This is a genomic window from Teichococcus vastitatis, from assembly GCF_003604215.1.
GTDB lineage: Bacteria > Pseudomonadota > Alphaproteobacteria > Acetobacterales > Acetobacteraceae > Pseudoroseomonas > Pseudoroseomonas vastitatis.
Genome location: NZ_QXGS01000003.1, coordinates 57,552 through 79,491 on the forward strand (window position 1 = coordinate 57,552; position 21,940 = coordinate 79,491).

Below are 21,940 nucleotides of genomic sequence, written 5' to 3' on the forward strand. Positions count from 1 at the left end.
GCAAGAGCTAAGCCTCAGATGAAAATTGTGCCGACCCGATCACGCAGATTGAAGCGTCCCGGACGGCAGAATACTCCACTGTTAATCAGAGCTACGCCCTTTGCAAAATCGCGATCCGCTACCTTAAACGGTGCTAGTGGTGCTTCGCCGCGCTTTTCCAGATCAGCTTTGGTGGCGAGACAAATAACGTCAACATCGTGCAGGGTGTAGAGAAGCTGCTGCATAGCCGTGAACAAAGGTCCACCAATCGGCAGATTTCCCTTAGTGACGTAGCAGAAGGGCGGCTCAGCCCAATGCCCATATGCAGTCGTGGCAAAGGAACTGAGCTTGGCCTCGGTTTGCTTTGCTCTTTCGGGCTCTGCCCGCGCGTTCAGCACATCTTCCGGGAAGATTGCGGGGTTCACGATATGCGAAGGGCTGAGGCGTCGCGCCTCCTCAAACGTCACGACCTCTGATCCAGGATCGAAAGCGACTTCGGCGCGAGGAAAGGCCGCTAACATCCCCCACTGGTCCACGGCAATCTCACGCAGGCGGGCATCTCGAAATGCGCTCTCGTCGAACTTGTCCAACAACACCGGATTTCTGGGTGCATCTCGCACATTGGAATACCAGTCGCGATACTTGAAGCACCACTTTTCATCATCAGACTGGCTAATCCAAAGTGTCGGCTTACCGAGTGCTTCGGCGTAGATTAGCCCATGCAAGCTTTGTGATATAACGATCTCAGCGTCAGCGATCTGCTGAATAGGCAGCATCGAACTGTCCCGCATCTCGACCATGATGATTTCAGGAGACTTAGATAGTTTCTTGAAGACCGGCATCCACGCGGAAGCCCAGTGGGGAATCACCGCCGCTCGATAGCGGGGACGGCGTGCTGCGAGATCCCGCAAGTTAGGCAAGCTGCCGACGAAGGAACCAGCATCGCCCAGTGGCACATCTCCCAACTTGATGCCACGCGCATGGAGCCAGTCGCGCGTCAATGTTCCGCGTACTGCCCGTATCTTTTTTGCATCGACGTTCGGCGTATAGGTGGTCGGATCGATGACGCCACTGCCCCAGATGTAAGAATTCTGGTTGGCCATGAACATGATACTACCGACGCCAAGTACGTGTGGATGGCTATCTGGTGTCAAGAATGGCTGAGCACCGACTAAGTCCCGAATTAGTTCGGCAGAGATGGTGTCGCCATTGTTGGGAACGCCATTCCAGAAGCGGTACGCAACGAAGTTGGACCTCGGCATTCTGCAGTTTCCTTCTCAGCTTCAACCTGCTTGTTGCAGCAGCCGGCTAATATCCAGGACTTCGGGAGCCGGAACTCGTTGTTGGATCCACTCGGCAAGGCGAGGCTGCCGAGCAGGATCGAATTTGCGCGCAAATAGTGCCGAGCTTGCCTCAAGTTCAGGGACCAAGGTATCGCTGAGTTCAACGGGATCACCGGTCCGGAACCGCATATTGGCGTCAACGATATTTAGCTTGAGACGCGCACTTTCAGTGCGTATCCACGTTTGGATAAAGAGTTCATCGCCGCAGAAAACATTATCTAAATATGCTGCAAGCTCCCGAGCGACAGGACTATTGACAAATTCTTCGACAAATCGCCGACTTAGGATGTACCAAGCTCGTCCACCGTGGCTGCCGTAGCGTGCAAGAATGTCCCGGCGCCGCTCGATCTCTGCTGGCGAAGGCTTGTCAATCCTGAGACATTTGCGAGCGTAATTATTCTTGCATTCGAATAAATGGCGGCAGTAGTACCGCATTTCTGGATCTGTATCAGGCGAGAAAAACCGTGCTCTGACTACGCGAGAAATTTCAGCTTTTACGCGGCCCTTCAGAAAAATTTCTTCGAAATCATCTTCATAGCTATCGGGGATTCCATCCCAAATGGCGAGTTGTTCTGCTACCCCTCCCATAGTGCCGTAAAAATTTACGAAAGCGTCCGTGTTGCGGATCTTTGCCCGCTTCTCGAAGTCAGCCATTTGTTCTGGCGTTTTTAGAGGAACATCCTGACCTGAAAGGTTTATCAGGTAGCTCCACTGTTGGGGCAGCGTTAGCGCATGAATGAACATTTGCAATAACGCGGTCACCTGACTGCCACCGCCCCATGTGATTGGTCCGGAACTCCGCAGCCAAAGCCTTGGAGGAAGATCCTTGATCTCCGGCCAATGCCCTTTGTGATCATAGGAGATCACACATGTTGAATCATTACTACGCAATACAGACACCAGATAATCAATCCAGGAATTCACTTGGTGAATCTGAACGTAGTGGAGAAGCATCTGAGCTCCATTCGACAGTGTGATCAAATTTAGAATTCAAACGAAAGTGTCTTTCGGCCCCACCTTGATGGCAAGGCTTAGGATTGTCTGCTCGCAGTCCCTTCTGAGGGCTACGAAATGGCCTAAAGAATTCTACTTATGCGGGTAGACTGTGATGATGGCAAGATGACTTGTCGCAGCTCTTTGAACAACAATGAACCGCTTGACTACCACCTACCGTCACAGCCTTCCTGATTTAAAACAACGTGTTCCTTCGCTGCTCACGATCTGGCAGCCCGCCTCATGTTTTTTCAAGTTCCGACCGCGAGCAATGACTGAGTTGTTCCGGAATCATTGTGACGAATTGTCAATGATGCAAGAGCCGCAGGCAATGGAGCCTCTCCGCCTGCCGCTTATTAGCATAGGTTCTCTAAGCGACTCCCGCTCGCAACAGATCATGGATGTTCAGTACGCCCACCGGCCGCTGCTCCTCCACCACGAAGATGGCCGTGATGGCGGCGGAGTTCAGTTCCGCCAGGATCTGCGCCGCCAGCATCTCGGGGCCGATGGTGCGGGGATTGCGGGTCATCACCTCGCGCACCGGACGGTCGGTGAAGCCGCCGCCCTCGAAGGCACGGCGCAGGTCGCCATCGGTGATCACGCCGGTGAGATGGCCTTCCCCATCCACCACCGCGGTGATGCCGAAGCGCTTGCCGGTCATCTCCACGATCGCCTGGGACAGGCTGGCGCTGTCCGGCACCATCGGCACACTGAGACCGGTGTGCATCAGGTCGCGCGCGTTGCGCAGTTGGGCGCCGAGCTTGCCGCCAGGATGGAAGCGGCGGAAATCCTGCGCCGTGAAGCCGCGCATCGACAGCAGCGCCACCGCCAGCGCATCGCCGATCGCCATCTGCATGGTGGTGGAGGTGGTGGGGGCCAGGCCGTTCGGGCAGGCCTCCGGCATCGCCGGAAGGATCAGTGGCAGATCCGCCGCTCGGCCCAGCGCACCGGTGCTGCGGGCGGTGATGGCGATCAGCGGAACCTTGAAGCGGCGCGTGTAGGCGATGATGTCGGACAGCTCCGGCGCCTCGCCCGACCAGGACAGCGCCAGCACCACGTCCTGCTCCTGGATCATGCCGAGGTCGCCATGGCTGGCCTCGGCCGGGTGAACAAAATGGGCCGGCTGGCCGGTGGAGGCGAGGGTGGCGGCGATCTTGCGGCCCACATGCCCCGACTTGCCCATGCCGGTGACGATCACGCGTCCCGTCGCCGACTGGATCGTGGTCACCGCGCGCGTCAGAACGCGGCCCAGCTCACCGTCCAGCGCCATGCGCAGGGCGGAAAGCCCCTGCGCTTCCAGGTCAATCGTGTGCTGCGCGGCTGCAATGACGCCGGTATCGGCCTTCACGGCGAGGTCCATCACGGAAGGCACTTCCTTTTCAGGCGGTGGGCCGGGAGTCGCGGCGTCGCAGCAGGCTGCGCGCCAGGGTCAGATCGGCCGGGGTATCCACGCCGAGCGGCACTTCCGCCACTTCCATCGCATCGATCCGCATGCCGGCTTCCAGGGCGCGCAACTGCTCCAGCTTCTCGCGCTTCTCCAGTGCCGAAGGCGGCAGCCGTACGAAGCGCTCCAGCGCGGAGCGGCGCCAGGCATACAGGCCGATGTGGTGGTACAGCGGCCCTTCGCCCCAGGGTGCCTGCGCCCGCGTGAAGTACAGCGCCCGGAAGCGGCCGCCGCCCAGCGGAGAGCCCACCATCTTCACCACGCTGGAGGCTTCGCGCTCCTCCACCCGCAGGATCGGCGCCACCGCGGTGCCGATGGCGACCTCCGCATCCTCCAGCGGAAGGGCGGCGGCACGGATGGTGGCCGGCTGCACCGTCGGCAGGTCGCCCTGGACGTTGAGAATGGCATCGAAGCGGCCATCGGGATCGATGCGGCCGATCGCCTCGAACACCCGGTCGGAGCCGGATGGGTGTTCGGGCGCCGTCATCACCGCCTGGCCGCCGGCCGCCTGCACCACCTCGGCGATGGCTGGCGAATCGGTGGCCACCCAGACCGGCGCGAGGTCGGCCTCCATCGCGCGGCGCCAGACCGCCACGATCATCGGCTCGCCATGAATGTCGGCGAGCGGCTTGTTCGGCAGCCGTGAGGCGGAAAGCCGGGAAGGGATCAGGATAACCGGGTTCATGCCGCCGCCTGCTGCGCCTTGCTCAGCCTGTCCAGCGCCACAAGGTCGCGCAGCAGAGCCTCGAATTGCGACAGCGGCACCATGTTCGGCCCGTCCGACGGGGCCCGGTCGGGGTCCTGGTGCGTCTCAATGAACACGGCGGCAACCCCCACCGCCACGGCGGCGCGGGCCAGCACCGGCACGAATTCCCGCTGCCCGCCGGAGGATGCACCCTGGCCACCCGGCTGCTGCACGGAATGCGTCGCGTCGAACACCACCGGGGCGCCTGTGCGCGCCATGATCGGCAGGCCGCGGAAATCCGACACCAGGGTGTTGTAGCCGAAGGAGGTGCCGCGATCCGTCAGCAGCACCTTGGGATTGCCGGCGCCCGTCAGCTTGTCGACCACATTGGCCATGTCCCAGGGTGCCAGGAACTGACCCTTCTTGACGTTCACCACCCGGCCGGTGGCGGCGGCGGCCAGCAGCAGGTCGGTCTGCCGGCACAGAAAGGCGGGAATCTGCAGGATGTCCACCGCCTGGGCCACGGCGGCACATTGATGCGCATCATGCACGTCGGTCAGCACCGGCAGACCCAGTGTTTCGCGGATCTCGGCGAAGATCGGCAGCGACTTGTCCAGGCCGAGGCCGCGCTGCGCGGTGGCGCTGGTGCGGTTCGCCTTGTCGAACGAGGTCTTGTAGACGAGCCCGAAGCCGACCCGCCCGGCGATCTCCTTCAGCGCCGCCGCGGTTTCCAGCGCGTGCTGCCGGCTTTCCAGCTGGCACGGGCCGGCGATCACCGCGAGGGGCAGAGAATTGCCGAAGCGAACCGAACCAACGTCGACGATCGGGGCGGGATGAGGCATGAGTTGAGCGAGACCTTAGCAGATAGCCCTTTCATTCTACAGGCTGCCGCAGATCCGGCAAAGGCGATGAACATCGCGTGAGATGCCGGAGCCGATGCCGTATGTCACCGAGCCTCGCCCGCTGTCACGCCGTGAACCGACGCCACTTCAACATCCAAGACGCGCCACTGCCACAGATCGTTCATGCCCGCTCCGCTGCTGATTGGCTCCGAGATCTATCGCCGCTCCACCTATGGCCCCAAGCATCCGCTGGCCATTCCGCGCGTGTCTACCGCACTGGACCTGATCTGGGCGTTGGGCTGGCTCGACCCCGCCCGCTACATCGACAGTCCCCGCGCCACGCCGGAGCAACTCGCCCGCTTCCACCATCCCGACTATGTCGCGGCACTGATGGCGGCCGAGGCCGAGCAATCCGTGCCCGATGCGGTGCGGGCCCGCTTCCACATCGGCGCGCATGGCAACCCGGTCTATCGGGAAGTGTTCCGCCGCCCCGCCACGGGCGCCGGGGGCACCATGCTGGCGGCGCGACTGACGGCACCGCGGGGCGGCATCGTGCATGTGCCGGGCGGCGGCACCCACCATGGACGGGCCGACCGCGCCAGCGGCTTCTGCTACCTCAATGACGCGGTGCTGGGGCTGCTCACCTGGCTCGACCTCGGGCTCACCAACATCCTCTACATCGACATCGACGCGCATCATGGCGACGGCGTGCAGGATGCCTTTGCGGAGGAGCCGCGTGTTTTCACCTTGTCGATCCATGAGGCGAATCGCTGGCCCTTCACCGGCGCCGTCACCGACCGGGCCGGCGGACATGCCCGCAACATCCCGGTACCGCAGGGGCTGAACGACCCGGAATTTGCCTATCTCTGGCGCCAGGCGGTGATGCCCGTGGTGCGGCATCTGCGGCCGCAGGCCATCATGCTGCAATGCGGCGCCGACGCGCTGGAGGAAGACCCGCTGGCCCGGCTGTCCCTGTCCAACAACGCGTATTTCGATGCCGTGCGCGCCGTCATGAACCAGGCGCGGCGGCTGGTCGTGCTGGGCGGCGGCGGCTACAATCCCTGGTCGGTGGCCCGCTGCTGGGCCGGCATCTGGGGTGTGCTCAACGGGCTGGAGCCGCCGCTGCGCCTTCCGCCCGAGGCCGAGGCGGTGCTGCGCGCACTCAGTTTCCATCGCGCCGCCGGGCGCAACCCGCCCGAGCACTGGTTCACCACGCTGTGCGATGCGCCGCGCCCGGGTCCGGTGCGCGGCGAGATCCGCCACCTTGCCGCCATGACGCTGGAAGACCTGCCCGAACCGCCCGCCGCCGTGGCATAAGCCCGCCATGCAACGCCGTACCCTGCTGGCCCTGACGGGCCTCACCGCCGCCATTCCCCCCGCCGCTGCGCAGGAAGCCGCGCAGCCGCGCCTGCCGACCGCGCCGCTGTTCATCACCACCCGCGACGGCCGGCGCCATGCCTTCACCGTGGAGATGGCGCTGACGCCGGACCAGCAGACCATCGGGCTGATGTTCCGGCGGGAGGTGAAGCCGGAGGAGGGCATGCTGTTCGACTGGGGCACGCCGCGCGACAGCGCCATGTGGATGCGCAACACGCTGGTGCCGCTCGATATGGTGTTCATCGCCGCCGATGGTCGCATCCACCGCATCGCGGAGCGCACCGTGCCGCTGAGCCTTGCCACGGTGGAAAGCCGCGGCCCGGTGCGCGCCACGCTGGAGCTGGCCGGCGGCACGGCGGAGCGGCTCAGGCTGCGCGTCGGCGACCGTGTCGACAACCGCATCTTCGGCGCCGGCCCCTAGTTCACCGCAGGGATTTCCCCTACCGCCGAGCCTGCGGCCGCACCCGCACGCTCTCGCCATGGCCGGGCGGGCGGAACCGGTCGGGCGCGATGCCGGCTTCCAGCAGCGCTTCGGACAGCGCCTCCCCCGGCGCACCAATGGCTTCCTGGGTCAGCTTGAACGTGCCGAAATGCATGGCCAGCGCCTGCCGCGCCTCCAGGTCGAGGAAGGCGTGCACCGCCTCGGCCGGGTTGACGTGGACTGCCCGCATGAACCAGCGCGGCTCATAGGCGCCGATCGGGATCAGCGCCATGTCGAAGGGCCCGCAGCGCTGCCCGATCTCGGCGAAATGCGTGCCCCAGCCCGAATCCCCGACAAAGCAGATCGAGGTGCCGCCGCCTTGGTGCAGGGCGAAGCCGCCCCAGAGCGTGTGCGCCCGATCATGCACCCCGCGCGCCGAGAAGTGCCGCGCCGGCGTGAAGCGCGCCGTGATGCCGCCGGGCAACGCTGCCTCCTGCCACCAGTCCAGCTCCACCACGTCCCGCATGCCGTGCCGGGCCAGCAGCCCTGCATTGCCAAGGCCGGTGAGGATGCGTGGTGCGTCGCGCGCCTGAAGGCGCCGCAACGTCGGGATGTCGCAATGATCGTAGTGGTTGTGGCTGAGCAGCACGGCGTCGATCTTCGGCAGCGCCTCGAAGGCGATGCCGGGCGCACGGACCCGCTTGGGCCCGAGGAAGCTGACGGGCGAGCAGCGCTGGCTCCAGATCGGGTCGGTCAGCAGCGTCGGGCCGCCGTGATAGCGGATCAGGAAGCTGGCATGGCCGACAAAGGTGACCGCCGCCTCGCCGGGCGGCGGCTCGGGCGGAGGAGAGAAGGGCGGGTCCTCCACCCAGTCCGGCCATGGCATGCCCGGACCCTCCCGCATCATCTGCCACACCGCGGAAAGCGGCTGGCCGGGCACCGAGCCGTCCGGGTTCAGGAACACCCGGCCCCGGCGCTGCGCACCCCGCGGCGGCGGCAACACGGCCATGTCGCCGACCTCAGCCCGGCAATGCCACGCCGAGCCGCCCCGCCAGATCGGTGATGAACTGCCAGGCCACGCGACCGGAGCGGCCGCCGCGGGTCACTGACCATTCCACCGCCTCCCGGCGCAGCGCCTCCGGCGCGATCGGCAGCTTCAGCGCCGCCGCATAGCCCTCCACCATGGCGAAGAAGGTGGACTGGTCGGCGTTGTGGAAGCCGATCCACAACCCGAACCGGTCGCTGAGAGACACCTTCTCCTCCACCGCCTCGGCCGGGTTGATCGCTGAGCCGCGCTCATTCTCGATCATGTCGCGTGGCATCAGGTGGCGGCGGTTGGAGGTGGCGTAGAACAGGACATTCATGGGCCGGCCCTCGATCCCGCCATCGAGCACGGATTTCAGCGCCTTGTAATCGGCGTCCTCGCGCTCGAAGGACAGGTCGTCGCAGAACACCAGGCAGCGGCGCGACGCGGCGCGCAGGATGTTCAGCAACTCCGGCAAGGTGCGGATATCCTCTCGGTGGATCTCGATCAGCGCCAGACTGGCGGGGTGCGCGGCGTTCGCGGCGGCATGCGCGGCCTTCACCAGCGACGACTTGCCCATCCCCCGGGCGCCCCAGAGCATGGCGTTGTTGGCCGGCAGGCCGCGCGCGAAGCGCAGCGTGTTCTCCAGCAGAAGCGATTTCTGCCGCTCGACGCCTTGCAGCAGATCGATCTCCACCGCGGCCACGCGTGTCACCGGGGCAAGCCGTGCCGGCGATCCGCCCTGGGCAGGATGCCAGACGAAGGCATCGGCGCCCTCCGGGGCTGGCGGCGCGGCGGGCGGGGGCGCCAGCCGCTCCAGCGCCGCGACGATGCGGTCGAGGGTGGGGAGCAGGGGATGGTCGTCGGCGGGAAAGGGCAAGCGTCGGGCTCCGGCGTCCGGGTTGACGGCGAGGTGGGGGAGGCTAGTTTCGCCCGCCAGACACGGCAAGACGGAAGCCCCTCAGATGTTCATCTCCCCCGCCTATGCCCAGGACGCCGCCGCGGCCGGTGGCGCCACCGCCATGATCATGCAGCTCGCGCCGCTGATCCTGATCTTCGTGGTGTTCTATTTCCTGCTGATCCGGCCGCAGCAGAAGCGCGCCAAGGAGCATCGCACCATGTTGGGCGGGCTGAAGCGCAGCGACCGGGTGGTGACCGCCGGCGGCATCATCGGCACCGTCACCAAGGTGAAGGACGGCACGGAGGAGGTCGAGGTCGAGATCGCGCCGAATGTGCGCGTCAACGTGGTGCGCAGCACCATCTCGACCCTGGTGCGGCCCACGGCGGCGAATGACAGCAAGCCGGGCTGACGCCGGCTTCGTCACGGAACAGGACGCCGGGGGTTTTCCCCCGGCGCCCTTCTCGTTGGCGGTGCGCCCGGCTTGCGCCGGCTGCCTCAGGCCGCCTGGCCGGATTTCAGCCCGCCATTCTGCATCAGCTCCTCGACCTTCTCCCAGTTGACGAGCTTGTTCAGGAAATTGTCGAGGTAGTTCGGACGGACGTTGCGGAAGTCGAGGTAGTAGGCATGCTCCCACACATCGGCGCCGAGCAGCGGGGTGCCTTCGCCGGTGGAGATCGGGTTGGCGCCGTTCGGGGTCTTGGTGACCTTCAGCTTGCCCGAATTGTCCATGATCAGCCAAGCCCAGCCGGAGCCGAACTGCGTCACGCCCGCCTGCTTGAAGGCATCCTTAAACTGGGCGAGGCCGCCGAAATCCTCGTTGATCTTGGCGCCGATCTTGCCGGGCAGGCTGTCGCCGCCGCCATTCGGCTTCATCACCTGCCAGAACAGCAGATGGTTCCAGTGCTGGCCGGCCTGGTTCAGCACCGGCAGGCCTTCGGCGCCGGACTTGCCGGCCTCGGCCACGATCTGCTCCAGCGACTTGCCGGCCAGACCCTTGCTCTCGACCAAGCCGTTCAGCGCGGTGACATAGGCCTGATGGTGCTTGCCGTGGTGCAGCTCCAGCGTCTCCTGGCACATGCCGGAGCCGGCCAGGGCGGAAGCGTCGTAAGGAAGCGGCGGAAGGCTGAAGGCCATGTGGCTTCTCCCGTGAGGTCAGAATCGGTGTAGCGCGATTCAGCAGCGGCGCCGGGTGGCGCCGGGCGGTTCAGAGCTAGGCGTGTGCCCCTGAGGCGTCAACCGGGGCGCCCGTTACAATCCGCCGCCCTGTTGCAAGGGCCGGGGCGGCGCCGTAACCCGCCGCATGGCCGATCTTTCACCGCTCGCCGAGGCCGCCCGACGGCACGACCCGGACCGTTTCCTGTGCGCGCTCTTTGCGCCGCCGGAGAAGCGCGAGGCGCAGTTCCTGTTGATCGCCTTCAACCACGAACTCGCACGGGCGCGGGAAGCCGCCAGCAATCCCATGGCCGCGCTGATCCGCCTGCAATGGTGGCGGGATGCGGTGGAGGAGGCCCACGCCGGACAGCCGCCGCGCCGCCATGAGGTGGCAGGCCCGCTGGCCGAGGCCATCGCCGCCGGCCGGCTCGATCCCAGCGACCTGCTCGGCATGGTGGATGCGCGCGAGGCGGAGACGGAAGATGAGATCCCGAGCCGGGCGGCGCTGCTGGCCTATCTGCGCGGCACGGCGGGCGGCTTCGCCGTGGCGTCGGGCCATGCGCTGGGGGCGCCGCCGGAAGCCCTGCCGGCTTTGCAATCGCTCGGCGCCGCCTACGGCATGGCGGGCCTGCTGCGCTCCATTCCGGCCCAGGCCCGGCAAAGCCGTTCCTTGCTGCCGGCCGATCTGCTGGGTGAACACGGCCTGTCCAGCGCGGATGCCGCGCAGGATCCACGCCAGCCCGGGGTCGCCGCGGTGGCGCGGCAGCTGGTGACGGACGGCATGAACCTGTTGCGCCAGGGTGCGGTGCGGCTGCCGCGCGGGGTCGGGTCGGCCGCGCTGCCGGCGGTGCTGGCGCGGCGCGACCTGCGGCGCATGGCTGCCCCCGGCTGGGATCCGGCGCTGCCGCCGCCGGCCCGCGGGTTGGGGGACCGTCTGGCGGTAATGTGGGCCGGTTGGCGGCGTGGCTGAGCCGGCTCACGCGGTTGCAGCCCGTGCCGGGCCAATTTCGCGGGTTAGGTCCCGATAACCGGCGGCTGCCCGGGATGCGCTGGGCCCCCGGCGCCGGCATGGCACAGTTCCCCACCAATGCGACGGCCGGCGGCTCTGTCGGAAGCCACCAGCTTGGCGCACACGGCCGGGAATGCGGCGGCCCCTGGTCTCGCTCGATCGGCCGACGAGATGCGGACGCTCCATGCCCTGGCCCGGTCAATCGCCACAGGTTAGCCCGAACGAACTGACGCCGCAGCCGGTTGGCCGCACCGCCGGCGCGGATCGCAGGATGCCCGGCCGGGCACAGCAGGGCGCAAGATCCGGCTCGGGATACGATGAAAAATCCTCGAACAATCCTGTGGATCAGTTATGCTGCAGTGCAGCAAGCGGCGAACAACAGCCGCGGCTCCTCCGCATCCACCAAGGACATTACCATGCTGGTTCAACTGGTTCTTGTTTATTGCTTGGCCGCCGATCCCGCAAAGTGCATCGAGCAACGTCCGATGCCGATGGATCCCGAGCCGGGACTGATGGCCTGCGTCAAGGGCGCGCAGCCCGAGGCAGCCCGCTGGCTGTCCGAACACCCGCACTACATCTTCTCGCGCTACCGCTGTGAGATGGGGTCGCGCGCCACTGAGCAGAGTACCTGAGGGTCTAATCCTCCACCCAGGCCGGCGCGGTGCCACGCACCACGGTGCGGATCGCGAAGGCCGACTGGATGCGCGCGACGCCCGGCATGCGGGAAAGCTGTTCCTTGTGGATGCGCTCGTAATCCGCCGCGTCGCGCGCTTCCACCCGGATCAGGTAGTCCGAGACGCCTGTCATCAGGTAGCATTCGCATACCTCGGGGCACTGTCGCACCGCTGCCTCGAAGCGGTTGAAGGCATCCTCCGTCTGCCTCTCCAGCGTGATCTGCACGATCACCACGGTGCGCGATTGCGGTCCGGGATCGGCGAGGATGGCGGTGTAGCCGCGAATGGCGCCACTGCTTTCCAGCAGGCGCAGCCGCCGCAGGCAGGCCGAGGGCGACAGGCCGATCGCGGCGGCCAGGTCGGCATTGCTCATGCGGCCATCGGCACGCAACAGCCGCAGCATCTTGCGAGCTAGCGAGTCCAGGACAGGAGGCTGCATGATAGACGCAACTTTCGCAGATTCTTCGAAGCTTCAGCCCATCAATCCTACGAAGATGCGCCAATCGCAAGCACCTGCGCCGGCATCGGCCCTAGCATGATGCGGTGCCGCCGGTTTCCGGCGGCCTGGCGGAGCATGGTCTGCGATGAAGGTCCTTATTCTCGGCGCCGGCGTGGTGGGCGTCACCTCGGCCTATTACCTGGCGCGGGCGGGGCATCAGGTCGAGGTGGTGGACCGGCAGAACGGCGCCGGCCTGGAAACCAGCTTCGCCAATGCGGGCCAGGTATCCTTCGGCTATTCCTCGCCCTGGGCCGGTCCCGGCATCCCGCTCAAGGCGGTGAAGTGGATGATTCAGAAGCACAGTCCGCTGGTGGTGCGCCCCCGGCTCGATCCGGCGCAATGGCGCTGGATGTGGCAGATGCTGCGCAACTGCACTGAGAAGGCCTACCGCATCAACAAGTCCCGCATGGTGCGGGTGGCCGATTACAGCCGTTCCGCCCTGGCCGATCTGCGGGCCGAGACCGGGATCGAGTATGACGAGCGGGAGCGCGGCACGGTGCAGCTGTTCCGCACCCAGGCGCAGCTCGACCATGTCGAGGGCGACCTCAAGGTATTGCGCGACTACGAGGTTCCCTTTGAGGTGCTGGACCGCGAGGGTTGCGTGGCAGCGGAGCCGGCGCTGGCAGCGGTGCGCCAGAAATTCGTCGGTGGCTTGCGCCTGCCGCAGGACGAGACCGGGGACGCACATGTCTTCACCCAGCGCCTCGCCGCCATCTGCGAGGGCATGGGGGTGGTGTTCCGCTATGGCACGGAGATCGAGCGGCTGCTGACGGAGGGCGGCGACATCAGCGGCGTCGTCACCGGCGCCGGCACCTTGACCGCCGACCGCTACCTGCTGGCGCTGGGCAGCTATTCCCCGAAGCTGCTGGGGCCGCTCGGGCTGAACATCCCGGTGTTTCCGGTGAAAGGCTATTCGATCACCCTGCCGGTGACGGACGAAGCCGCCGCACCGGTTTCCACGGTGATGGACGAGACCTACAAGATCGCCATCACCCGTCTCGGCAGCCGCATCCGCGTCGGCGGAACGGCGGAGATCGCCGGATACGATACCACCCTGCGTGAGGAGCGGCGGCAGACCCTGCTGCATTCCGTGATGGACCTGTATCCGCGCGGCGGCGATCCGGCGCGGGCGGTGTTCTGGTGCGGGCTCCGCCCCATGACGCCCGATGGCACGCCGATCATCGGTCCGACGAAGTTCCCCCGCCTGTTCCTGAACACCGGCCATGGCACTCTGGGCTGGACCATGTCCTGCGGCAGCGGGCGCCTGGCTGCCGATCTGGTGGCCGGCAACCGCCCGAACATCGAACATGAGGATCTGGCGCTGTCACGCTACGCCGCCTGAGCGCGGCCGGCGCATCGGCATCACCCCGTTCAGGACCGCTCGCTGGGGATGTCGCTCGGCTCCACGGCAACTGCCCGGAGCCGAACCGGCAGGCAGCGGGGAGCGGCGGCCGCTGCGCCGGGACCGGACGCCGCAGCCAGCGCCGGAACTCTGACACAGCCGGCAGGTCAACATCGAGGCCGGCGACCGCACGGTGTCGCGGCAGGACCGGTGTTGTAGGAGCAGCCGTCGAACAGCGGTGCCGAGACCAACCGGCACTGCCGCAACAGTGACCCTGCGACATCGCGGCCTGGACGGGCGACACGCGCCCCGCCTGGACCGCGTCCGGCGTGCCGCCCGGTCCGGGCCGAGCGCGCCGCCTCAGGCCCCGACGATCACCGCGCCGCCAAAGGTCTTCTCCACGAACGCTTTCACCGCCGGGTCGGCATAGGCGCGCGCCAGCTTCTGCGCCCAGGGCTTGGCCTCGTCGCCGCGCCGGGTCACCACCAGCACGGTGTAGGCGCTGTCGGTGCCCTCCACCGCGAGGCCGTCCTTCAAAGGGTTCAGCCCGGCCGGCACGGCGTAGTTGCCGGTGATGGCCGCCGCATCCACGTCATCCAGGCCCCGCGCGATGGAGGCGGCCTCCAGCTCGATGATGCGGATACGCTTCGGATTCTCGGTGATGTCAGCGATGGTGGCGCGGTAATCCACGCCGGGCGTCAGCTTGATCAGCCCCGCCTTGGCCAGCAGCAGCAGGGCACGGCCGCCATTGGTCGGGTCGTTCGGAATGGCGATGCGGGCGCCGTTCGGCAAGTCGCCGATCGCCTTGTGCTTGCGGCTGAACACGCCCATCACCGTCAGCACCGTCTTGCCCACGGGCACGAAGTCGTAGCCGCGCTGCTGCTTCTGCGCTTCCAGGAAAGGCAGGTGCTGATACGTGTTGATGTCAATCTCGCCCGCCGCCAGCGCCGCGTTGGGCTGGATGAAATCGGCGAACTCGGTGATGCGAAGGGCGAAATCATCGCGCGCCAGCACATCGCGCACCACCTCCAGCACCTGGGCGTGCACGCCGGAGGTGACGCCGACATGCAGCGGCCGCGCCGCCGTGCCGATGGCGGCGGCCTGCGACAGGACCGGGCGGGGAAGGATCGCCGGCAGCAGCAGCGCGCCGCCGGCCAGGATCAGGGAACGTCGGTTCAGCATGGTTCGGATGCTCCTCAGAAGGCGGGAACGACGGAGCCCTGGAAGGTCTCCTTCACGAAGGCCTTGATGTCGTCATTCTGGTAAGCGGCGACCAGGCGCTTCGCCCAGGGCGCGTCCTTGTTGTCCTGGTGCACGACGATCAGGTTGGCATAGGGGCTGTCGGCGCTCTCGATGGCGATGGCGTCGCGCACCGGGTTCAGCCCGGCCGGAATGGCGAAGTTGGTGTTGATGGCGGCCGCGTCCACCTCATCGAGCGCGCGGGGAATCTGCGCCGCTTCCAGCTCAATGATGCGCAGGCGCTTCGGATTCTCCAGCACGTCGGCGACGGTGGCGCGGAAATCGGCGCCCGGGGTCAGCTTGAAAGCGTTGTTGGCGGCCAGCAGCGCCAGCGCCCGCCCGCCATTGGTGGGGTCGTTCGGGATGGCGATGCGGGCGCCGTTCGGGATCTCGGCCACCGTCTTCAGCTTGCGCGAGTAGACGCCCATCGGAAACACCAGCGTCTTGCCGACGGCGACGATCTTGAAGCCGCGGTCCTTCACCGTCTGCTCCAGAAAGGGCTGGTGCTGGAAGCAGTTGGCATCCAGGTCCTTGGCGGCCAGTGCGGCGTTCGGCGTGATGTAGTCGGTGAAGGGGACGATGCGGATGAACAGCCCGTCCTTCGCCGCGATCTCCTGCACCTTTTCCAGCACCTGGCTGTGCGGACCCGCGGTGGCGCCGATGCGGATCGGCCGCGCCTCGGTGCCGATGTCGGCGTTCTGGGCCAGGGCGGGCAGGGTGGCGGCGAAGGGCAGGGCGAGGACGCTGCCCAGCAGCACGCGGCGATTGGCGGACATTGGCATGTTTCCTTGTTGAATTAGCGGGTTTCGTTGAACGGTCCGGGGTCAGCGGCGGCGGACGCGGCGCACCAGCCAGTCGCCCAGCGACTGCAGGCCCTGCACGAACAGGATCAGCACGATCACCACGCTGGCCATCACTTCCGGCATGAAGCGCTGGTAGCCGAAGCGGATGCCGAGATCGCCCAGGCCTCCGCCGCCCACCGCGCCGGCCATGGCCGAATAGCCGACCAAGCTGACCAGCGTGACGGTGACGGCGGCGATCAGGCCAGGCAGCGCCTCGGGCACGATCACCTTCCAGAGGATCTGCAGGCGCGTGGAGCCCATGGCGCGCGCCGCCTCCACCACGCCGCGGTCGACCTCCCGGAACGCGGTCTCAAACAGCCGGGTGATGAAGGCGGTGGAGGCGAGCGCCAGCGGCACGATGGCCGCGCCCGTGCCGATCGAGGTGCCCGCCACCAGCCGGGTGAAGGGTACGATCGCCACCATCAGGATGATGAAGGGCGTCGAGCGCACGGCGTTGATCAGCAGGCCGAGCGGACGGTTGACCAAGCCGTTCTGCGCCAGGCCGCCCCGGTCGGTGGCGTGCAGCAGCAGCGCCAGCGGCAGGCCGACCATGATGGCGACAAGCGCGGCGCCGGCCACCATGGTCAGCGTCTCGATCGCGGCGTCCACGAAAAGCTGCTGCAGCATCGGTGGCATCCAGGGGATCATGGCTCAGGCCCCTTCGTTCACGGGAGTCACAGCGAGGCCCAACTCGCCAAACCAGTCGACCGCGGCGTCGATCCGCGCCGGCGCGCCGTAGGCGGCCAGCGCCATGAGCCCGAACGGCTCCTCGCCGATGGCGTCGATGCGGCCGGAGATGATGTCGAGGTCGAGCTCGAAGCGGCGCGACGCCTCGCTGATCACGGCGCGGGTGCTGTTGGGGCCGGCGAACAGAACCTGCAGCAGGCGCCGCTCCTCGCCGGGCCGGGCGGCCGGCAGGCGGGCCACGGTGCCCGGCGGCACGGCGTAGCCGATGGTGTCGGCGATGAAGCGGCGCGTGGTCGGGTGCTGCGGCCGGGTGAAGACTTCGAACACGCGGCCCTGCTCCACCACCTGGCCGGCCTCCATCACCGCGACGCGGTCGCAGATCTCCTTCACCACGGCCATCTCGTGCGTGATCAGCAGCACGGTGAGGTCGAGCTTGTCGCGCAGCCGCTTGATCAGCCCGAGGATCTCCTGCGTCGTCTCGGGATCGAGCGCGCTGGTGGCCTCGTCGCACAACAGGATGCGCGGGCGTGGCGCCAGGGCGCGGGCGATGCCGACGCGCTGCTTCTGGCCGCCGGACAATTGCGCCGGATAAGCGCCTGCCTTCTCGCTCAGCCCGACAAGGGACAGGGCTTCCGCCACGCGCGGCCCCCGCTCGGCGGCGGGAATGCCGGCGACCTCCAGCGGATAGGCGACGTTGTCGGCCACGGTGCGGGAGGAGAGCAGGTTGAAATGCTGGAACACCATGCCGATGCCGCGACGCCGCTCGCGCAGGGCGCGGTCGCCCAGCAGCAGCAGATCCTCGCCGAGCACACGCACCGCCCCGCTATCCGGACGCTCCAAAAGGTTCACGCAGCGGATCAGGGTGGATTTGCCGGCGCCGGAGCGTCCGACGATGCCGAAGATCTCGCCCGCGGCCACATCCAGCGACACGCCGTCCAGCGCCTTGGTGCCAACGCCGCCGCGGCCGGCGAAGCGGCGGTGCAGGTCGGTCAGGCGGATCGCGTGTTCGGGCGCGGCCGGAGAAGGCCGGTGGGCGGTGGTCTGGGCCATGGTGGTTCCAAGCAGCAGCGGGAAAGGCGCGCCGCATCAAGGCGCAGCGGGGGGACGGATGGTCAGATGCGTGACATTCGGCGATGCATGGACACTTGGCAGATCCCCAACACGGTCGGATGACCCACGAAGCGACCGGCGGAGGGACATGTTCCCCTCATCCGCTGCCCGGCTTCCCGGCGCTTTAGCCCTTGATGTCGCGGCGCAAGCTGCATCCGTCAAATCCCGCGGGAAAGGATTTCCCCTTCCACGACGGAGAATGGACAAACCACAATCCGACCGCAAGACTCGATCCCGCCTGACGATCCATGCGCTTGACGCATGGCTCATCACCTGAGGCTGTTGATTTCGTGCAAAACGGCATCGGAACCGCTACACAGCGCGCACTCTCGCAGAACCGCCGTCCCGGAGCCTGGAAGCTCCTCAGTGGGGTGGCGCTGCCCTGGCGGTGCCCGACAGGCGGGCGCGCCCCACCCGAACACGGCGGAATATTCCCGATACCATGTCATTTCCCTTGATGCCCGAAGCCCTTCTGCGCGCCCTGACCGAGCGCGGCTATGCCGAGCCCACCGCCGTGCAGTCGGCGGTGTTGGAGCCGGAGACGGCGGGCCGCGACCTCCTGGTGTCCGCGCAGACCGGCTCGGGCAAGACAGTCGCATTCGGCTTGGCCATCGCGCCGCAACTGATGGAGGGGCAGGAGCGCCTGCCACAGGCCGCCGCGCCGCTGGCGCTGGTGGTGGCGCCGACGCGTGAGCTGGCGCTGCAGGTCAAGGCGGAGCTGTCCTGGCTGTATGCCCAGGCCGGCGGCCGCGTGGTCAGCTGCGTCGGCGGCATGGACCCGCTGGCCGAGCGGCGCGCCCTGTCGCAGGGCGCCCATGTTGTGGTCGGGACTCCTGGCCGCCTGCGCGACCACCTGGAGCGCGGCAATCTCCGTCCCGACTCACTGCGCGCCGTGGTGCTGGACGAGGCCGACGAGATGCTCGACCTCGGCTTCCGCGAGGAGCTGGAGGCGATCCTCGGCGCGGCGCCGGCCGAGCGCCGCACCCTGCTGTTCTCGGCCACGGTGCCGCGCGAGATCGAGCGGTTGGCGCAGTCCTTCCAGACCGACGCGCTGCGCATCGAGGCGAAGGGCGAGGGTGGCCAGCATGGCGACATCGAGCACCGCGCCGTGCTGGTGGCGCCGCACGGCATCGAGCGGGCGGTGGTGAACCTGCTGCGCGAATCCGACAGCCCGCGCGCCATCGTGTTCTGCTCGACCCGCGCCGCCGTGGCCCGGCTGCACACCAACCTGACCGAGCGCGGCTTCTCGGCCGTGGCGATTTCCGGCGAGCTGTCCCAGACGGAACGCTCGCGCGCGCTGCAGGGCCTGCGCGACGGCCGCGCCCAGGTCTGCGTCGCCACCGACGTGGCGGCGCGCGGCATCGACCTGCCGGACCTTGGCCTGGTGATTCACGCCGAGCTGCCGAAGGAGCCGGAGGTGATGCTGCACCGGTCCGGCCGCACCGGCCGTGCCGGACGCAAGGGCGTGTCCGTGCTGGTGGTGCCGGTGAACCGCCGCCGCATGGCGGAGCGGCTGCTGATGGGCGCCCGCGTCCAGGCGGAATGGGTGTCGCCGCCCTCCGCCGAGACGATCCGGGCCCGCGATGCCGAGCGCCTAGCCGCTCAGGCTGAGGCGCTGCTGGCCGAGGAAGCGGAAGTCGAGGATCGTGATGTGGCGCGCGAGCTGGCCGCCCGCCACGGCGCCGAGGCACTCGCGGCCGTGTTGGTGAAGGTGCTGCGCGCACCATTGCCGGCGCCGGAGGAGCTGGCGTCGGTGGATGCCGCGCCGGCACGCCGTCCGGCTTACGAGCGGACCGGCGGCGAGGCCGAGGGCGTTTGGTTCCGCATCAATGTGGGCCGTGACAACCGGGCCGATCCGCGTTGGATCCTGCCGATGCTGTGCCGGCGCGGGCAGGTGCGGCGGGACGAGATCGGCCGCATCCGCATCATGGGGCGCGAAACCCAGTTCGAGGTTGCGCCGGCCGTGGCCGGTCGCTTCGCCGCCGCGGCGCGCCGCCCGGATGCCGAGGAGCCCCACATCCGGGTGGAGCCGGTGACCGGCGGCGGCGGCCGGGCAATGCCGCCGCCGGGCCGTGCGCCGCGGCGGGAGGCGCCCCGCGCACGCATCGCGTAAGCGGCGGGGGAAGCTTTCTCGATCTTTCGGTCGGCCTGGCTTCAAGAAGCTGTGGGGCGCGCGCTCGTGCGCTGCGGTGGTGGCCGCAGGCTGTTATGGCCCTCCACAGGCTTGAAGGTGCGGACAGGTGGCCGAACAGAATGCGGCCCGATCAGCACGGGCGGAGGGGTCGTCGACGATGCCATGGGATGAGCAGGATTCGTTGGAGCCCTACGAGGCGTCCATCGACCGGCTAAACATGGCGGGACCTTTGCTCGGAGCGACGGGCTGGATCGACGAACTGGCGCAGTTGGTGGCTGTGGACACCTCGGTGCCCGCAGTGGCCGGGTGCGACGCGCTGGCCGCGCTGCTGCAGGATCAATTCGCCCCCTTAGGCTTCGACATGCGCCGCATCCCGCTGGACAGCGGTCCCGTGGATGGACCGCGCCTGCATCTGGTGGCGGCGCGGCGTACCGGGCGGCCGATCTGCACCATTCCGCTGTTGATGGACACGGCCGCGCCCAACGCGCACTGGACCCGGCCGCCGCTCACCCTGACACGGCAGGGCAGCCGGCTCTACGGCCTCGGCACGGTCAGCATGAAGGGGGCGATCGCTGCGGTCTGGGCGGCGCTGCGCGTCGCCGACGCGGTGGGGCTGAAGCTGCGCTTCGACCCGCTGCTGTTGTTCACCACCGATGGTGCGGCGCGCCGCTGGCCGGGGCTTCGCCACCTGGCGGAACAGCGCGTCGCGGAAGGCCATGTGCTGTGGCTGAACGGTCCCGTGGCGCCGCGCATCTGGGCCGGCAGCCTGGGCAGCCTCGACCTGGAGATCGAGGTGTCGGATTGTGCCGCGTCCCGCACGGGAGAAGCCGGGTCTGCGGCGAAGCCGATCCTGGAAGCGCTGTCCCGGCTGCAATCAGATCTGCGCCGCCGCACCTCGCGTCTGCCCGCGCCGCCGGATGCGGGCGGCGGCATGCTGCGGCCGAAGCTGTCGGTGGTGTCGGTGCGCGGTGACGAGAGTGGCGCATCCCCCGATTGCAAGCTGCTGGTGCAGCGCAGCTTCACGGCGGAGGAAGGCTATGCCGTGGCGCTGCAGGAGCTTCGTTCCGCCGTGGCCAGCGGCATCCGTGAGGCTCCGGGATGCAAAGTGGAGAGCCGTGTTTCCCGGCGGCTGGAGCCGGTGGTGGATCCCGATCACGGCCCGAACTGGTCACGCTGGCTGCGCGCGCTGAGCTGGGGCTTCGGCTTTTCGCCCAACAGCTTCCGGCGCTGGGGCGGCGCCGGTGGCTCGGCCATCGGCTTCATGCAGCAGGCGGGCATCCGCGAGATCCTGGCCGGCGGACTGCTGCGTCGCGGCCAGAGGCTGCACGGCGCGGACGAGCACACCACCGTGGAAGATGTGGAAGCCCTCTCGCGCGCCGTTCTGGCCTACCTCGCCGACGTGCCGCAGATCCCGGACTACAGCTGACCGGTCCGCGGGCCCCGCCGCCTGCTTCAGCGGGGCAGGGGGACGTTGTCCAGCGCGGCGAGGCGGCCGGCCAGCCCGGCGTAGCGGTCGCGGCTGGCACTGAGGTGCTGCCGCATCGCGTCCCGCGCCGAGGCCGCGTCGCCGGAGGCGATGGCCGCGGCGATCCTGGCATGCTCTTCCCGCACCCGCCGCAGATAGGCGGTTCTCGCCTCCGGGTCCTCCAGGTGCGGCCGCACCGTCTGACGGGGGATCAGCATCGGGCCCAGGAACTCCAGGAAGCGCGGAAAGAACCCGTTGCCGGTGGCGGCGAAGATGGCGCGGTGGAACTCCAGATCCTGCGGCACTGCGATCTCGCCCGCTTCCACCGCGGCGTCGAAGGCGGCGGCGGCCTGCTCCACACGTTGCAGCGCCTCGGCATCGCGCCGTTCGGCGGCCAGCCCCGCAGCCTCTGTTTCCAGGGCGATGCGCAGCTCGATCACCTGCAGCACGTCTTGCAGCGACCGCATCTCGCCCGGGTCGATACGCACTTGGCCGCGCGCCAGCGGATCGGCCACGAAGGCGCCCACGCCCTGGCGGGTCAGCACCAGCCCCTCGGCGCGAAGGGCGGCGACCGCCTCCCGCACCACGGTGCGGGACACGCCGGCCTGTCGCATCAGCGCCTGCTCGGTGGGAAGCCGGTCGCCCGGCTTGAGGCGACCGGCGCGGATCTCCGCCGCCAGGCGCCGCACCAGCTCGGCAGTCAGGTTGGCCGGTGGCGCAAGCGGCGCCAGCTCGATGCCATGCGGTACCGCGCCGGTGTTGCGTCCGTCCATGGGTC

22 protein-coding genes are annotated in these 21,940 nt (G+C 67.8%); 8 read left to right on the forward strand and 14 right to left on the reverse strand.

The features are described from left to right. Positions 1-14: 14 nt before the first annotated feature. From D2K64_RS24265 to kdsA, 5 genes are all read right to left on the reverse strand, one after another. The gene (locus tag D2K64_RS24265) at positions 15-1,241 is read right to left on the reverse strand and encodes a glycosyltransferase family protein (protein ID WP_157985744.1); all 1,227 of its coding nucleotides are present in this window, start codon (positions 1,239-1,241) and stop codon (positions 15-17) included. Between the two features lie 21 nt (positions 1,242-1,262). Then, complete coding sequence (locus D2K64_RS06345) at positions 1,263-2,276, reverse strand: beta-1,6-N-acetylglucosaminyltransferase (protein WP_120007399.1); 1,014 nt, start codon at positions 2,274-2,276, stop codon at positions 1,263-1,265. Between the two features lie 409 nt (positions 2,277-2,685). Next, the gene (locus D2K64_RS06350) at positions 2,686-3,675 is read right to left on the reverse strand and encodes a KpsF/GutQ family sugar-phosphate isomerase (RefSeq protein ID WP_120007400.1); all 990 of its coding nucleotides are present in this window, start codon (positions 3,673-3,675) and stop codon (positions 2,686-2,688) included. 19 nt (positions 3,676-3,694) lie between these two features. Beyond that, positions 3,695-4,444: a 3-deoxy-manno-octulosonate cytidylyltransferase gene (locus D2K64_RS06355; protein ID WP_120007401.1), complete on the reverse strand. Its 750-nt coding sequence runs from the start codon at positions 4,442-4,444 to the stop codon at positions 3,695-3,697. Beyond that, positions 4,441-5,286, reverse strand: coding sequence for a 3-deoxy-8-phosphooctulonate synthase (gene kdsA, locus D2K64_RS06360; RefSeq protein WP_120007402.1), 846 nt, complete (start codon positions 5,284-5,286; stop codon positions 4,441-4,443). Before kdsA ends, D2K64_RS06355 begins: the two co-directional genes overlap by 4 nt. Positions 5,287-5,469: 183 nt before the next feature. On the opposite strand from kdsA, the gene D2K64_RS06365 reads away from it, so the two are divergent. Both D2K64_RS06365 and D2K64_RS06370 read left to right on the forward strand, forming a co-directional pair. Then, a complete protein-coding gene (locus D2K64_RS06365) occupies positions 5,470-6,603 on the forward strand; it encodes an acetoin utilization protein AcuC (protein WP_120007403.1) in 1,134 nt (377 codons plus the stop codon). Positions 6,604-6,610: 7 nt separating this feature from the next. Beyond that, positions 6,611-7,084 (forward strand): DUF192 domain-containing protein, encoded by a 474-nt coding sequence (locus D2K64_RS06370; protein ID WP_120007404.1) that lies wholly within the window; start codon positions 6,611-6,613, stop codon positions 7,082-7,084. Positions 7,085-7,103: 19 nt separating this feature from the next. On the opposite strand, the gene D2K64_RS06375 is transcribed toward D2K64_RS06370, so the two are convergent. Both D2K64_RS06375 and D2K64_RS06380 read right to left on the reverse strand, forming a co-directional pair. Then, positions 7,104-8,093, reverse strand: a complete 990-nt coding sequence (locus tag D2K64_RS06375; protein ID WP_120007405.1) for an MBL fold metallo-hydrolase — start codon at positions 8,091-8,093, stop codon at positions 7,104-7,106. Between the two features lie 10 nt (positions 8,094-8,103). After that, the gene (locus D2K64_RS06380) at positions 8,104-8,988 is read right to left on the reverse strand and encodes an ATP-binding protein (protein WP_202910531.1); all 885 of its coding nucleotides are present in this window, start codon (positions 8,986-8,988) and stop codon (positions 8,104-8,106) included. 85 nt (positions 8,989-9,073) lie between these two features. On the opposite strand from D2K64_RS06380, the gene yajC reads away from it, so the two are divergent. Further along, positions 9,074-9,418 (forward strand): preprotein translocase subunit YajC, encoded by a 345-nt coding sequence (gene yajC, locus D2K64_RS06385; protein WP_120007406.1) that lies wholly within the window; start codon positions 9,074-9,076, stop codon positions 9,416-9,418. An 86-nt stretch (positions 9,419-9,504) separates the two neighbouring features. Here the strand turns inward: yajC and D2K64_RS06390 are convergent, their stop codons facing one another. Further along, the gene (locus tag D2K64_RS06390) at positions 9,505-10,143 is read right to left on the reverse strand and encodes a superoxide dismutase (RefSeq protein ID WP_120007407.1); all 639 of its coding nucleotides are present in this window, start codon (positions 10,141-10,143) and stop codon (positions 9,505-9,507) included. 166 nt (positions 10,144-10,309) lie between these two features. On the opposite strand from D2K64_RS06390, the gene D2K64_RS06395 reads away from it, so the two are divergent. Both D2K64_RS06395 and D2K64_RS06400 read left to right on the forward strand, forming a co-directional pair. Beyond that, positions 10,310-11,131 carry a phytoene/squalene synthase family protein gene (locus D2K64_RS06395; protein WP_120007408.1) on the forward strand — a complete coding sequence of 274 codons (822 nt, stop codon included), beginning with the start codon at positions 10,310-10,312 and terminating at the stop codon, positions 11,129-11,131. A 356-nt stretch (positions 11,132-11,487) separates the two neighbouring features. Further along, on the forward strand, positions 11,488-11,802 hold the full coding sequence (locus D2K64_RS06400) for a hypothetical protein (RefSeq protein ID WP_157985745.1): 315 nt from the start codon (positions 11,488-11,490) through the stop codon (positions 11,800-11,802). Positions 11,803-11,806: 4 nt separating this feature from the next. Here the strand turns inward: D2K64_RS06400 and D2K64_RS06405 are convergent, their stop codons facing one another. Then, positions 11,807-12,283, reverse strand: a complete 477-nt coding sequence (locus D2K64_RS06405; RefSeq protein WP_120007410.1) for an Lrp/AsnC family transcriptional regulator — start codon at positions 12,281-12,283, stop codon at positions 11,807-11,809. Between the two features lie 145 nt (positions 12,284-12,428). On the opposite strand from D2K64_RS06405, the gene D2K64_RS06410 reads away from it, so the two are divergent. Further along, positions 12,429-13,685, forward strand: coding sequence for a D-amino acid dehydrogenase (locus D2K64_RS06410; protein ID WP_120007411.1), 1,257 nt, complete (start codon positions 12,429-12,431; stop codon positions 13,683-13,685). Positions 13,686-14,045: 360 nt separating this feature from the next. Here the strand turns inward: D2K64_RS06410 and D2K64_RS06415 are convergent, their stop codons facing one another. From D2K64_RS06415 to D2K64_RS06430, 4 genes are read right to left on the reverse strand one after another with little or no spacing between them, the layout of a single operon-like run. Continuing rightward, positions 14,046-14,867 carry a MetQ/NlpA family ABC transporter substrate-binding protein gene (locus tag D2K64_RS06415; protein WP_120007412.1) on the reverse strand — a complete coding sequence of 274 codons (822 nt, stop codon included), beginning with the start codon at positions 14,865-14,867 and terminating at the stop codon, positions 14,046-14,048. Between the two features lie 14 nt (positions 14,868-14,881). Then, positions 14,882-15,700 (reverse strand): MetQ/NlpA family ABC transporter substrate-binding protein, encoded by an 819-nt coding sequence (locus tag D2K64_RS06420; RefSeq protein ID WP_120007413.1) that lies wholly within the window; start codon positions 15,698-15,700, stop codon positions 14,882-14,884. A gap of 48 nt (positions 15,701-15,748) precedes the next feature. Next, complete coding sequence (locus D2K64_RS06425; protein ID WP_370764472.1) at positions 15,749-16,402, reverse strand: methionine ABC transporter permease; 654 nt, start codon at positions 16,400-16,402, stop codon at positions 15,749-15,751. 15 nt (positions 16,403-16,417) lie between these two features. Next, entirely contained in the window at positions 16,418-17,503 is a 1,086-nt protein-coding gene (locus D2K64_RS06430; RefSeq protein ID WP_120007415.1) for a methionine ABC transporter ATP-binding protein, read from the reverse strand. A gap of 517 nt (positions 17,504-18,020) precedes the next feature. On the opposite strand from D2K64_RS06430, the gene D2K64_RS06435 reads away from it, so the two are divergent. Beyond that, complete coding sequence (locus D2K64_RS06435; RefSeq protein WP_238384049.1) at positions 18,021-19,676, forward strand: DEAD/DEAH box helicase; 1,656 nt, start codon at positions 18,021-18,023, stop codon at positions 19,674-19,676. A gap of 178 nt (positions 19,677-19,854) precedes the next feature. Continuing rightward, a complete protein-coding gene (locus tag D2K64_RS06440) occupies positions 19,855-21,123 on the forward strand; it encodes a M20 family metallopeptidase (RefSeq protein ID WP_120007417.1) in 1,269 nt (422 codons plus the stop codon). A 26-nt stretch (positions 21,124-21,149) separates the two neighbouring features. Here D2K64_RS06440 and D2K64_RS06445 read toward each other — a convergent pair whose 3' ends face one another. Beyond that, positions 21,150-21,935 carry a FadR/GntR family transcriptional regulator gene (locus D2K64_RS06445; protein ID WP_120007418.1) on the reverse strand — a complete coding sequence of 262 codons (786 nt, stop codon included), beginning with the start codon at positions 21,933-21,935 and terminating at the stop codon, positions 21,150-21,152. Positions 21,936-21,940: the final 5 nt, after the last annotated feature.

Bases quoted from the DNA above. Each gene is read 5' to 3' on its own strand.
- D2K64_RS24265 (WP_157985744.1), bottom strand. From the start codon at position 1,241: ATGCCGAGGTCCAACTTCGTTGCGTACCGCTTCTGGAATGGCGTTCCC.
- D2K64_RS06345 (WP_120007399.1), bottom strand. From the start codon at position 2,276: ATGCTTCTCCACTACGTTCAGATTCACCAAGTGAATTCCTGGATTGAT.
- D2K64_RS06350 (WP_120007400.1), bottom strand. From the start codon at position 3,675: ATGGACCTCGCCGTGAAGGCCGATACCGGCGTCATTGCAGCCGCGCAG.
- D2K64_RS06355 (WP_120007401.1), bottom strand. From the start codon at position 4,444: ATGAACCCGGTTATCCTGATCCCTTCCCGGCTTTCCGCCTCACGGCTG.
- kdsA (WP_120007402.1), bottom strand. From the start codon at position 5,286: ATGCCTCATCCCGCCCCGATCGTCGACGTTGGTTCGGTTCGCTTCGGC.
- D2K64_RS06365 (WP_120007403.1), top strand. From the start codon at position 5,470: ATGCCCGCTCCGCTGCTGATTGGCTCCGAGATCTATCGCCGCTCCACC.
- D2K64_RS06370 (WP_120007404.1), top strand. From the start codon at position 6,611: ATGCAACGCCGTACCCTGCTGGCCCTGACGGGCCTCACCGCCGCCATT.
- D2K64_RS06375 (WP_120007405.1), bottom strand. From the start codon at position 8,093: ATGGCCGTGTTGCCGCCGCCGCGGGGTGCGCAGCGCCGGGGCCGGGTG.
- yajC (WP_120007406.1), top strand. From the start codon at position 9,074: ATGTTCATCTCCCCCGCCTATGCCCAGGACGCCGCCGCGGCCGGTGGC.
- D2K64_RS06390 (WP_120007407.1), bottom strand. From the start codon at position 10,143: ATGGCCTTCAGCCTTCCGCCGCTTCCTTACGACGCTTCCGCCCTGGCC.
- D2K64_RS06395 (WP_120007408.1), top strand. From the start codon at position 10,310: ATGGCCGATCTTTCACCGCTCGCCGAGGCCGCCCGACGGCACGACCCG.
- D2K64_RS06400 (WP_157985745.1), top strand. From the start codon at position 11,488: ATGAAAAATCCTCGAACAATCCTGTGGATCAGTTATGCTGCAGTGCAG.
- D2K64_RS06405 (WP_120007410.1), bottom strand. From the start codon at position 12,283: ATGCAGCCTCCTGTCCTGGACTCGCTAGCTCGCAAGATGCTGCGGCTG.
- D2K64_RS06410 (WP_120007411.1), top strand. From the start codon at position 12,429: ATGAAGGTCCTTATTCTCGGCGCCGGCGTGGTGGGCGTCACCTCGGCC.
- D2K64_RS06415 (WP_120007412.1), bottom strand. From the start codon at position 14,867: ATGCTGAACCGACGTTCCCTGATCCTGGCCGGCGGCGCGCTGCTGCTG.
- D2K64_RS06420 (WP_120007413.1), bottom strand. From the start codon at position 15,700: ATGTCCGCCAATCGCCGCGTGCTGCTGGGCAGCGTCCTCGCCCTGCCC.
- D2K64_RS06425 (WP_370764472.1), bottom strand. From the start codon at position 16,402: ATGCCACCGATGCTGCAGCAGCTTTTCGTGGACGCCGCGATCGAGACG.
- D2K64_RS06430 (WP_120007415.1), bottom strand. From the start codon at position 17,503: ATGGCCCAGACCACCGCCCACCGGCCTTCTCCGGCCGCGCCCGAACAC.
- D2K64_RS06435 (WP_238384049.1), top strand. From the start codon at position 18,021: ATGCCCGAAGCCCTTCTGCGCGCCCTGACCGAGCGCGGCTATGCCGAG.
- D2K64_RS06440 (WP_120007417.1), top strand. From the start codon at position 19,855: ATGCCATGGGATGAGCAGGATTCGTTGGAGCCCTACGAGGCGTCCATC.
- D2K64_RS06445 (WP_120007418.1), bottom strand. From the start codon at position 21,935: ATGGACGGACGCAACACCGGCGCGGTACCGCATGGCATCGAGCTGGCG.